The 11,249-nt window shown below is 62.7% G+C and carries 10 protein-coding genes; 6 read left to right on the top strand and 4 right to left on the bottom strand.

The window, feature by feature from the left end; genetic code table 11:
* The first annotated feature begins 178 nt into the window (after positions 1-178).
* The 3 genes from aceB to OOZ51_RS22075 all read left to right on the top strand — a co-directional run bounded on the left by aceB (position 179) and on the right by OOZ51_RS22075 (position 2,967).
* Complete coding sequence (gene aceB / locus OOZ51_RS22085) at positions 179-1,810, top strand: malate synthase A (RefSeq protein WP_265982109.1); 1,632 nt, start codon at positions 179-181, stop codon at positions 1,808-1,810.
* A 507-nt stretch (positions 1,811-2,317) separates the two neighbouring features.
* Positions 2,318-2,473 (top strand): hypothetical protein, encoded by a 156-nt coding sequence (locus OOZ51_RS22080; RefSeq protein ID WP_265982108.1) that lies wholly within the window; start codon positions 2,318-2,320, stop codon positions 2,471-2,473.
* Positions 2,474-2,736: 263 nt separating this feature from the next.
* The gene (locus OOZ51_RS22075) at positions 2,737-2,967 is read left to right on the top strand and encodes a hypothetical protein (RefSeq protein WP_265982107.1); all 231 of its coding nucleotides are present in this window, start codon (positions 2,737-2,739) and stop codon (positions 2,965-2,967) included.
* Positions 2,968-4,100: 1,133 nt separating this feature from the next.
* Here the strand turns inward: OOZ51_RS22075 and OOZ51_RS22070 are convergent.
* The 4 genes from OOZ51_RS22070 to OOZ51_RS22055 form a co-directional block, all read right to left on the bottom strand.
* Positions 4,101-5,243, bottom strand: coding sequence for a YncE family protein (locus OOZ51_RS22070; protein WP_265982106.1), 1,143 nt, complete (start codon positions 5,241-5,243; stop codon positions 4,101-4,103).
* Between the two features lie 413 nt (positions 5,244-5,656).
* Positions 5,657-6,436, bottom strand: a complete 780-nt coding sequence (locus tag OOZ51_RS22065; RefSeq protein WP_265982105.1) for an enoyl-CoA hydratase/isomerase family protein — start codon at positions 6,434-6,436, stop codon at positions 5,657-5,659.
* Positions 6,433-7,728, bottom strand: coding sequence for a CaiB/BaiF CoA transferase family protein (locus tag OOZ51_RS22060; protein WP_265982103.1), 1,296 nt, complete (start codon positions 7,726-7,728; stop codon positions 6,433-6,435). Before OOZ51_RS22060 ends, OOZ51_RS22065 begins: the two co-directional genes overlap by 4 nt.
* Positions 7,725-9,044, bottom strand: a complete 1,320-nt coding sequence (locus OOZ51_RS22055) for an MFS transporter (protein ID WP_265982101.1) — start codon at positions 9,042-9,044, stop codon at positions 7,725-7,727. The genes OOZ51_RS22060 and OOZ51_RS22055 overlap by 4 nt, the downstream gene beginning before the upstream one ends.
* 621 nt (positions 9,045-9,665) lie before the next feature.
* Between OOZ51_RS22055 and OOZ51_RS22050 the strand changes: the two genes are divergently transcribed.
* Genes OOZ51_RS22050 through OOZ51_RS22040 form a run of 3 tightly spaced genes read left to right on the top strand, consistent with a single transcriptional unit; the run spans position 9,666 to position 10,538 of the window.
* Complete coding sequence (locus OOZ51_RS22050) at positions 9,666-9,812, top strand: hypothetical protein (protein WP_265982100.1); 147 nt, start codon at positions 9,666-9,668, stop codon at positions 9,810-9,812.
* Entirely contained in the window at positions 9,809-10,192 is a 384-nt protein-coding gene (locus OOZ51_RS22045; protein WP_265982098.1) for a DUF6262 family protein, read from the top strand. Before OOZ51_RS22050 ends, OOZ51_RS22045 begins: the two co-directional genes overlap by 4 nt.
* On the top strand, positions 10,185-10,538 hold the full coding sequence (locus tag OOZ51_RS22040) for a helix-turn-helix domain-containing protein (protein ID WP_265982097.1): 354 nt from the start codon (positions 10,185-10,187) through the stop codon (positions 10,536-10,538). Before OOZ51_RS22045 ends, OOZ51_RS22040 begins: the two co-directional genes overlap by 8 nt.
* Positions 10,539-11,249: the final 711 nt, after the last annotated feature.

Raw genomic sequence — 11,249 nt, 5'->3', positions numbered from 1 at the left:
ACATCGCAACTGCGCTCAACCCGAACGCATCCACCCTGGCCCTGGTGGGATCCACCGAAGAAGGCCAGTTCCACTAACGGACCTTCGCCCGCGCCCCCGACCTTGCGGCCAAGGCGACCTAGTTTCACGCCTTGGCCGCAGAGTCACCCAATTTCACCCGAACCAGGAGCCGCCCTAAATGAATAGCGTCACTGACAACTTCACTATCAACGGGATTACGTTGATTGCCCCACCTATCTGCCGCCAGAGTGAAGTCCTTACTCCTGATGCTTTGGCGTTCGTGGCACGGCTGCACCGGGCAACGGAGGGATCCCTATGCGGGCTGATGCAGATACGAGAGGAGAAACAACAACAGATTTCCAAAGGTCAGGATCTCCGGTTTCTTCCCGAGACCGCGTGGATCCGCAACGATCCGGACTGGCGGGTCGCTCCCCCGGCACCGGGACTGGAGGACCGCCGCGTGGAAATCACCGGACCGGTTGACCGCAAGATGACCATCAACGCGCTCAACTCCGGCGCGAAGGTGTGGCTGGCTGACATGGAAGACTCCTCCACCCCCACGTGGCGCAACGTCATCCAGGGCCAGCTGAACCTCACGGACGCCCTGGAGCGCCGGATCGACTTCACATCCCCGGAGGGCAAGGAATACAAGCTCCGTGCCGCCGAGGAACTGCCCACCATCGTGGTGCGGCCCCGCGGTTGGCACCTGCCGGAGAAGCACATGCTCATCGACGGGAAGCCCGTTGCCGGCGGCGTTGTCGATTTCGGCTTGTTCTTCTTCCACAACGCCCGCCGCCTGCTGGCACAGGGCAAGGGCCCGTACTTCTACCTGCCCAAGATCGAGAACCACCTCGAGGCCCGCCTCTGGAACGACATCTTCGTCCTGGCCCAGGACCTGCTCGGCATCCCGCAGGGCACCATCCGTGCCACGGTGCTGATCGAGACCATCACCGCGGCCTTCGAAATGGATGAGATCCTCTTCGAGCTGCGCGAGCACGCCTCGGGCCTGAACGCAGGTCGCTGGGACTACATCTTCTCCGTGATCAAGAACTTCCGCACCCGCGGTCCCCGGTTCGTGTTGCCGGACCGCGCCCAGGTCTCCATGACCCAGCCGTTCATGCGCTCCTACACCGAGCAACTGGTCCGGGCCTGCCACCGCCGCGGCGCCATGGCGATCGGCGGCATGGCCGCAGCCGTTCCCAACCGCAAGGACGAGGCCGCCAACACGGCAGCGTTCGAGAAGGTCCGCGCGGACAAGACCCGCGAAGCCGGCGACGGCTTCGACGGTTCCTGGGTCGCCCACCCGGACCTGGTCCCGGTGTGCCGCGAAGTGTTCGACGGCGTACTCGGGGACCGTCCGAACCAACTGGACCGCTCACGCGAGGACGTCACCCCGGACGACCGCGCCCTGATCGACGTCGCCTCCACCGAGGGCACCATCACCGAGACCGGCATCCGGAACAACATCGAGGTAGGCATCCGCTACATCGAGTCCTGGCTGCGCGGCAACGGCGCCGTGGCCATCCACAACCTCATGGAAGACGCCGCCACGGCGGAAATCTCCCGGTCCCAGATCTGGCAGTGGATCCACACTAGGGCCATCACCCAGACGGGAACGGTCATCACGGCGAGGTGGATCGGCGAAACACTCAACGAGGAATTCTCCGCTCTGAAGCGCTCAAACGGGGATCGCTTCGAGGACGCCCGCGACATCTTCGAAGAAATCACCCTGGGTCAGGACTTCGTCCCCTTCCTCACAGTTCCGGCCTACGCCCGCTATCTGCGGGAGTCACCGGCTCCCGTCGTTTAGAAAGGCCGGAACCACACTTCGGTCGGAAACCCACACTCCGTCGCAACAGGAAGCCCGAAAGTCGGGCGAAGGGAATCCGGCCGTACTTCGGTGGACGTATCACAATTGCGATCCGATCCGCCGGCAAATGTTCCACGTATCGCTCGCCGATGGGCGATACGTGGAACACGAGCACACTGCGCGACAGTGCTTCGTCCGGGCTTGTCCCTCCACCAACCAAAGCCGTCCGGCCCATCTGCGCAGCGGGCAGGGAACCAGCCCGGAACCCCAAAGTGAGGCAAGCATTAGACAGCCAGATTCTGCCTCAGCGCCGAGGTAGGACCTGGTGGATAACATCAGAAAGGAATACTCATGCAACCGACAAACCCGATTGCACGCCCTCCAGGCCGTCCAGTCCCCGGCACCCGTCGGTGTAACTCAAACCACCCGGAGGTCAGTTTCGTCGCAGACTGGACGGCCCTCAAAGGAGGCGACCGGATCTGGATCCGCCGAAAGGATCAAACCATCGTGGCAGGGCGCGTCGACCAACTGACATACGACGGAAATATCCTCTGGATCCTGCCGAACGGCGCATCAGCCCGAAAAATGTACCACCGCAGCGACGGCGATGAAATTTGGAGTCACCACGGATCGTTGAGCGCCCTCCTGGGCCTCCCCGAATAGCCCGGAGCAGGCCGCGAGTGCGACGCGGCCGGCGTCTTCGCAGACAACCCTTGGTGTTTATCGCGATTCATGAACCCGAACAGCAGGGCGCGGCGGCCTGAGTTACCCCAAACCTGGGCGGACGTGACCCTTTAGCTGATGCTTCAATTCCGTCCGTTCCGCGCCTGAACCTGCAACAGCCCAGCACCCGACGTCGGGCAGAAACCTGAGCCGGTGCAGAACCGAACGGCCATACGGCCCACCCACTCGAAAGTGAGATTAAGATGACCAAGATGTCCTCCGCCTCCGTCGTGGAAGTCACAGCCGATACACCCGAAGCCCTTGAACGCGACTTGAATGCCGCCGTCGACGTCGTCTGCCGGCAAGCAATGCAGATGGGGCGCCACGGCGTCATGGTCACGCGACACAACTACGCCTCATTTACCGTCGCCATCAGCGAAGTCGTCCCATATGGACAGACGCAGGAACGACAGCAATGGCAGCCGACATCCTAGTGCTGCCGCGCCGCTGCCAAACGGGTTTCCTGGGCTCGTAAGGTTCCCGGCGGCGGGTGCGTGAAGGCGGTGCCGTCCCGGAGCATGCTAGCCAGGGGTCGGAGAATTCGCGGTCTTCCCAATTTCAGGGCGGCTTCTTCTACGTGTAGATGGCCCTCCGAGACGCGCGGCCCGGCCCATTCGCAGAGTCCATCGATCTCAGATGAGACCTCTTCAATTGCTGGTTTGGGGACCGTCGAAATGGCATTCGCCCACGGCAGAGAGACGATCCGGAGGTATCCGTGCTTCCGAACCATTGATGGACGGAGGCGAATTGATCGTTTCCTTGAACGAACCCCAGCGGACGGCAGGGGACATTACCTCCAGGAGGACCGTACATCGGAACCGAGGCGGTGGGCGCCTTCCCTGTAGCAGGATCTGTGACTCTGATGACGAGCAGGCTGGTCCGCGGACGAGAGTCATTCCCGGAAACTGGGCTGGACGGTCGGTGCAGGCCGTGAGGGTGTAAGAATCTGGCAGTTCGAGATGCCGCTGATGTCGTGAAAACGAACGATATCTTCAGATCACACACCGCAGCCGCGTGGTTGCTGGACGTTTCTGGCGTGGACACTGCCCGGCCAGGGCCGGGCTCTCCCTGATTGCTCCTGGCCGGCGGGGACCCGTGACGGATCCGCAACTCAGCGAGGGCCTTTGATTCGCAATCGCCGTGCCTTAACCCTGCGTTCGGGTCCCGCTGGTGGAACGCTTCGAGCAGGGGATCAACACCTGACTTGAGCCGAGAGCACTTGGTTTCTTCGTTGTGGACGGCGAGAACGCCAACCCGCAACGAAGAAACCAGACACGAAACGCTACGTGCACCACACATCAGGGCCGACAGTTCTCGAGGGGCCTGGGCACATGATCGCCGGGGGCTGCACGTCCGGTGCGGAGGGCGGACGTTGGGGTACGGGCCGGGACTGATCCCTGGCCCGTACCCCACCTGCCGGCCGTACATTATGGGGACAGAAAGCCCGTACGCTCCGGCATCCCTCGTTGAGCGATCCGCCAGGTGTGTGGATGGGCGGGAGGCCGTCGCATTTGATGCGTTGCCGGGCAGCGGCCGCAAGGTTTCGAGGGATGACCGGGGTGAGGAATTACCGTGTTCCTACCACTTGGATACCTCCGTCCGGAAAGGCGGAGACGCCGGGAGCGAACGGAACATAGATTTGCCCGGATGCGCTGTCTACAGCCACTGAATGCGCGTTGGCGCCGGTCGGAAGCGTATAGCTGAGAGCATGGGTGGCGCCGTCCACAACTCCCAGGGAGGACACCTGCCCGGTCGTTGAGGCGACTCCGCCGGGAACCCAGTGGCGTCCCGCCAGGAAGTACTTGTTTGACGCGGGGTCGTAATCCACTTGATCCTCGCCGGCGAAGGGAACGTTGGCAATGGTTGCGAGGGAGGTCCTGTCGAGAATGAGAGATGTCAGGGCTTTCCCGGCAGGTGGGTCGCAGCCGATCAGCATTTCATTGTTCGGACCCAGGATCATGCCGGTCGGATTGCAGTCGCCGAGGGGGGCTGACTTGCTGACGGCTGGGGCGCCGGTCGTCACGGAGCTGGCGGTAATGCCGTCGATTTGACCGTGCGGGTTCGTGGGGGTGCCGTCGTTGTTGATGTTGAAGGTTTTGGCCTTGGCGTCGTATTTGCAGTCTTCAAGGCCGGTTGAATCTTTGAAGTCGAGGTGTCCGACGATGGTTTGTGTTTTCGTGGAGATGAAGGTTACAAAGGGCGGCGATTCGCCCGGGCTGGCGATCATGATGAGGTTGTCATCGGGGTCGTAGCAGCCTTCATCAGCGCGGAAGCCGTTCGTGCTGACGGGAATGTTTTTAGTGACTTTCTGCGTGGCAGTATCAATCACCTTTACTGAATTGACGTCTCCGACGTATATCGTTCCGGCGCCAGGGACTGTCACTATTCCGTCGGGGCCGGAGGTGTCAGGGGTCTTTCCGTTCCCGGCGAAGTCGCCGGTGATCTGTGCTTCAAGCTTGTTGGTTTTGGTGTCGACAACATCAACGGACTTGTTGTTGCGGTCCGTTACGTAGTACTTGCCTGCTTCGACGGCGCCGATGTCGAAGCTGAAGGGCGGGGTTTTCGAATTAGGCACGGCAATGGTTGCAACAGTGTGGGGAGTCGAGTTCGTCTTGTCACCGACCGCACCGGCGGCAGTGTTTGCGCCGCCGCACCCAGTCAGTGCGAGTGAGCCTGCGACGAGTAGCGCGGATAGAATTCTGATCTTCAAAAGATTCTCCTTGTTCATGGATCTGCAAAAACCGTTCTTTTGCCTGCGCATTTCTTGCGGAGGCTGTATGGTCCCTTCTTCATGGATCACGGCGGGGTGAACCTGTCGTCCAACCGAGATGCCAACCCGGTCGCCACCCCTGGTTGGAGCAGGGTCGGAAGTCCTGGCCCGCGCTGGAAGACCGGCTCTCCTCGACCAGGGCTTCCCCGTTCCGGATGGTCGAAATTGTGGTGGTCGCGGGGGCGTTTTCGTCAAGATCCGGCCTGTCCAGTGCGCGGTCCGACCGGGCAGCTCGATCTCGCTGCTCCTGGTGCCGCCACACGCCCCTGGCGCCTTTGCACCGTGCTGCCTTCATGACGCGGAATATCATCGCCGGGTCGGCAGGGCGGCCAGGGGGAGGCTTGTATTGTTGCCTAGCGCCGCGGGTTGTGGCGGTGCAGGAAGGAGTTCACGCGCCAGGCAAATTCGTGCGGGTCCGATGCGGGGCCTTGCGGCACGTGCCGGGCGGGTTGCGCAACGGGGCTTAGCCCAAGATCCACGGCCGCTTTGGAGGCCCGCAGGGATGCGGCCGAAAGATCCTCCCAGCGGGCGAGGAGTTCGCCTAGTGCGCCATCGAGGTTGTCATCTGCCACTGCTGTGGTGATGAGGCCGATTTCCCTGGCTTCGTGCGCGGTGAGCAGTCGGCCACCATAGAGCAGGTCCTTGGTCCGTCCAGGGCCGATCCGGAGCGACATGCGGTTGGCGAAGGTTGCCGGCACCAGGAGGCCCAGCCGGGCTATCGGCATGCCGATTTTGGCGGAGTGGTGCATGAGTTGCAGGTCGCAGGCCAGTGCTAGTTGGCAGCCTGCGCCGGTCGCGAAGCCTTCAACGGCGGCCACGGTGGGGACCGGGAGGTCCTCGATGGCTTGTAGTGCTGCTTCCATCCCGGCGAAGCTGGCGCTGACCGCGTCGGGGGAGGCGTCTTCCCATTCCCGCAGGTCCGAGCCGGAACAGAACACACCGCCCCGTCCGCGGACGACGACGGCTCTGAGTGTTTCGTGCCCGGCCAGCGAAGTGGCTGCGCGCTCCAGCGCTGCCCATTCCTGCAGCCCCAGGGCGTTGAAGCGTTGACCCGTTCCAATGGCCAGGGTCGCCACGGACCCGGAGTCGTCGAACGTCATGGTGTCCAGGTCTGCCTGGCTTGGAGAGGTCACTGGACTGCACCGGCTTGGCGCAGGGAAGCGATGCGGCTTGTGCTGAAGCCGAGACCGGACAGGACGTCATCGGTGTGCTGCCCCAGCAGGGGCGGGGCGGTCCGGATGGAGGCGGGGGTTCGTGTGAGCCGGACCGGGCAACCGACCATTTTCAGCGCTCCCACTGTCGGATGCTGGAGTTCGGTCACCATGCCTCGCGCGATGACCTGCGGATCCTTGAGGGCCTGGTCTACGGTCTGGATGGGGCCGACCGGCACACCGGCCAGGTCCAGCGCCTGGACCCATTCGTCGGTGGTCCGGGTGAGCATGATCTCCTCGATGAGGGCGATGAGGGTTTTGCGGTGTGCGACCCTGGACGGGTTGGTCGCGAAACGCGCGTCGGCCGCCAGCTCTTCACTGTTCAGGGCGGAGGTGAAGCGTCTCCACAATCCGTCGTTTCCCACGGCGACCATGACGAACCCGTCGGCGGTGGAAAATGCCTGGTACGGGGCAATGGTGGGATGCGCGGAACCGTAGCGTTTGGGTGTCTCGCCGCTGGCGAAGTATCCGCTGGAAACATACGTCAGCCAGGAGACGGAGCCATCGAGCAGGCTGATATCGACCCACTGGCCCCGGCCGGTCCGCTTTTTCTCGTGCAGGGCGGCCAGAATGCCGATGGTCGCCCACATGCCGGCGACAAGATCGGCGCTGCTGACCCCGACTCTGACGGGCGGGCCGTCTGCTTCGCCGGTCACGCTCATGATGCCGCTTCGGGCCTGGGCGATCGCGTCGTAACCGGCACGCAGGGCGTCCGGTCCGGTCTGGCCGTAGCCGCTGATGGACGCGTAAACGAGTCCGGGGTTCTCCGCCGACAGCTCCTCGTAGCCCAGACCAAGCCGGGCGGCCGTCCCGGGCCGGAAGTTCTCCACCAGCACGTCCGCCTTCAGGGCCAGTTGGCGTACAGCGGCCAGGCCTTCGGCCGACTTCAGGTCAACGGCCAGGCTGCGCTTGTTGCGGTTGACGGAGAGGAAGTAGGCCGCTTCTTCGCCCTGGAAGGGCGGGCCCCACTGGCGCGTGTCATCACCCTGGCCGGGCTGTTCGATTTTGATCACGTCGGCGCCGAGGTCCGCCAAGGTCATGGTGGCGAAGGGACCCGAGAGTATCCGGGTCAGGTCCAGCACCAACAGGTCCTTCAGTGCTCCGCCGGACGCCTCTCCGGAGGGGACAGCAAGAGGGCTGAGGTCCCGGGCTGGTTCTTGAAGACGAGCACTGTGCGTGCCCACGTCCTGCACGCTTTCTTCCTGGAGGCTCATGCGGGTTTTCCTACGGCTTTCGGGCTTGTGGCGGCCAGGGCGTGCGCTGCCTTGGGCAGCAGGATGAGGGCGGCCATGCTGATGACGGTGCAGATGATGATGTAGATGGAGATGGCTGTGGAGTCCCCGTAGTGCTCCAGAAGGGCGGCTGCAATCAGTGGCGCCGGTCCACCGGCAATCACGCTGGCGAGCTGGTATCCCATGCCTGCACCCGTGTAGCGGATGTCCGGGTCGAAGCTCTCCGCGATCAGTGCTGCCTGCGGCCCGTACTGGATGTCGTGGAGCACCAGGCTGACGACGACGGCGATTCCGACCAGGAGCGCATTGCCGGTGTTGAGCAGTCCGAAGTAGGGGAACGCGAAGAGTGCGGTCAGGACGATGCCGATGCCATACACCCGGCGACGGCCGAAGCGGTCCGAGAGCCGCCCGAACACGGGGATGCTGATCAATCCCAGTGCGGCTGCGATGAGGGTGTCATCCAGGATGGAGTTGCTGTTGAGCTTCAGGTGCTTGACGGCATAGGTGAGCACGAAGGTGATGAAGAGGTAGAACGGCGCCTGCTCGGAAGTCCGCAACAGGGCCGAGAGCAGGACCTGCTTCGGCTGACGCCTGAGAACCTCCAGAATCGGGGACTTGACCACCTTGTTCGATGCGCGGACGGCCTCAAACTCCGGGCTCTCGACAACGCGCAACCGCACGAACATGCCGACCCCGATCAGTACAATGCTCAGAATGAAGGGAATCCTCCAACCGAAAGCGGCAAATCCGTCTCCTCCGGTGACTGCCGAGGTGAGGCGCACAACTCCGGTGGACAGAACAAGGCCGAGCGGCACGCCCATCTGCGGCCAACTTGCGGACAGGCCCTTTCTCTTCTGGTTTCCCCATTCCATGCTGAGCAGGACGGATCCTCCCCATTCCCCGCCGACGCCGATTCCCTGGATGATCCGTAGGAGCACCAGCAGGACTGGCGCGGCGACACCGATGCTCTGATACGTGGGAAGGAGCCCGATCAGCACGGTGCCGAAGGCCATCAGGAACAGCGTTGCCATCAGCGTGGTCTTACGGCCAATACGGTCACCGAAGTGGCCGAAGATCGCAGCTCCGACGGGACGTGCCACGAAGCCCACAAACTGGGTGCCGAATGCCGCCAGAATGCCGGCAAAGGCGGACTGGCCCGGGAAGAACAGCTGCGGAAATACCAGGGCAGCCGCAGTTCCGTACAGGAAAAAGTCGTACCACTCAATGGTTGTTCCAACCACGCTCGCCACGGTGGCACGCCGTACGGCCTGCTCCCGGGTCACTTGTTGAACAGTCATCATCACTCCATTGGTCTGATGTACCGGGCGTGATGCCCGGTAGGGATATTTGTGGTTTGGATAGGCGCCTAAGAAGAACTCATCACAACGGTCCCCCGGCGGGCAGCGTGGTCCGCCGGGGACCGGAAGCCGATCAGATGAATGACCCCGAACAGGAACACCATCGCCGGGACGAATATCGATATGACGGACCGGTCATCGTTGTCCCCCGAAAGGATCTGATGTGATGTCGATTACCATATCACTGGACTAGCCTCTAGTACAGTGGGTCACCTTGTCAACATTCCTCCATGTATCTTTCCCACTCAGAGGACTATGTGTGGACCCTCTGATTCATTGGCGCGTGTTTCAGGCTTCGCGGCGCTTCCCTCGTGAGCGCCGCCGCCTACGGCGCCCCGATTGGTCTCTCCACACTGCGCCTCCTTAGAAGATTCACCCCAGTTGGCCGAGCCGACCCAGGTTGGAGCGTATTACCAGCAGGGCCGGACTGGGGCGTGCTCCACCGAAAGAACAATGACTATCCGTCGTAGCAAGCAAGACCACTGGGCCCGACGATCGACATCTTCCAACAAACGCCCGATTTTGAGAAAGGGTATGACGATGGGGCCGGAGGGCCGGCGAATGCCGGATTTCCTCCCCATGTTCGTCACCACCGCCGAAGCGCGGCGACAGACCCGCCTCATTGAAATGAACCAGACCGTGCTCGGCAACCTGGACCGTATCATCGCCTCCCTCGACGTCACCGAACCGGCGGAGGCGAACGGATGAGCCGTCCCGACAACAGCCGGCACCTGGTCAAAGCCGCTCAACAGCGCGCCGCATACACCCGGGCCAAGGCCGTCCAGGCGCTGCGCACCCTGCACGCGGACGGTCGGCCGGTCACCTTCGACGCCGTCGCCAGACACGCCGGCGTCTCCCGCTCGTGGCTTTACACCCAGCCCGATCTGCGCGCGGAAATCGAGCACCTCCGCGAAAGCAGCCCCGCGCCACATGACCGCGACGGGCTCAAGATAATTCAACCCCAGGTCGGCCATTCCGACGCCTCCACCACAGGTCTTTACACATCGGTATCCTCGGACTTCAAGCAGAAAACCGTGCAGAAAATGATCGCACGTCGCATCGCCACCCAGGAGGACCAAGATGCCTGAGCAACGCCGGATCGGCTACCGCTGGAACTTGCGTGCCCTCATGGCCCAACGCAACCTTTGGAAGACCACTGAACTGATGCCCCTTCTGAGATCCCGCGGGATCAACCTCTCCGAGAGCCAGGTCTACCGGCTGGTCACGGCCACGCCGGAACGCATCCCGGCCAGGACGTTCGCAGCCCTCTGCGACATCCTGGACTGCACCCCGAACGGCCTGTTCGAACCCTTCGTCGAGATGCGTGCCGCAGCGACAGCCAACGCACCCCTGCGCAGCGAAGACCTCGGAATCCAACCAGGAAACCCGATCGCCAAGCGCATCCGCCTCGTCACACCCGAGGACGGTGAGTAGGCCACGCAAAGCAGAGGACCCGACACGCTGGCCGGTCCCCTGCAACCGCTGCGGCCAGCACCACCAAACCGTCGCGCGATGGCCCGACGGCGGAGTCTGCGGCTATTGCTACCAGCAAGCCAAACGCACCCGTGGCATCTGCGCCTGCGGACACGAAGGCGTCCTCCCCGGCCTCATTGACAACCAACCAGCCTGCCGTCAATGCTCAGGCATCCGACTCAACGTCGACTGCCGGACCTGCGGATCCGAAGACGAACTCCACAGCGGAGGACGCTGCTGGACCTGCGTCCTCGGCAATGTCGTGACCTCCTCACCAACCCCGCCACGGGAACGATCGCCAACGATCTGATCCCGCTGGCGGCGGCGCTGAAGTCGATGAAGCGGGCTGTCCCATCACGGTGCCAGAACGACAGGCCACCGTGCAGACTGCCAGCCTGTAAAAACAGTAATCTATTGATGAAAGCTCAGGCCTTACTCGTAAAAGAGTAGGGCCTAAGCCTCCTTTGACTGATTTTTGACAGCTATCGTGGAACCTCTGGAGAAACAAACAGAGTGCGGTTGGCGAGCAACTGCTCCAAGGAGAGATCCTCCTCAGGCGTGTCGTCTGGCTCAAAGCAATAATGCCTTTGGTTGAGCCCCCGTTAGCAGTCCAGCGTCTATGCGATAGCTAATTGGTTTTCTTGCGTCCAGTTCTCCCAGTAGCGTTTCGGC

This window comes from Arthrobacter rhizophilus (assembly GCF_026241105.1).
GTDB lineage: Bacteria > Actinomycetota > Actinomycetes > Actinomycetales > Micrococcaceae > Arthrobacter.
This window is presented reverse-complemented; position numbering and strand designations above follow the sequence as displayed.

Coding starts and splice junctions, on each gene's coding strand:
- OOZ51_RS22055 (WP_265982101.1), bottom strand. CDS start 9,044: ATGACTGTTCAACAAGTGACCCGGGAGCAGGCCGTACGGCGTGCCACC.
- OOZ51_RS22060 (WP_265982103.1), bottom strand. CDS start 7,728: ATGAGCCTCCAGGAAGAAAGCGTGCAGGACGTGGGCACGCACAGTGCT.
- OOZ51_RS22045 (WP_265982098.1), top strand. CDS start 9,809: ATGAGCCGTCCCGACAACAGCCGGCACCTGGTCAAAGCCGCTCAACAG.
- aceB (WP_265982109.1), top strand. CDS start 179: ATGAATAGCGTCACTGACAACTTCACTATCAACGGGATTACGTTGATT.
- OOZ51_RS22040 (WP_265982097.1), top strand. CDS start 10,185: ATGCCTGAGCAACGCCGGATCGGCTACCGCTGGAACTTGCGTGCCCTC.
- OOZ51_RS22075 (WP_265982107.1), top strand. CDS start 2,737: ATGACCAAGATGTCCTCCGCCTCCGTCGTGGAAGTCACAGCCGATACA.
- OOZ51_RS22050 (WP_265982100.1), top strand. CDS start 9,666: ATGCCGGATTTCCTCCCCATGTTCGTCACCACCGCCGAAGCGCGGCGA.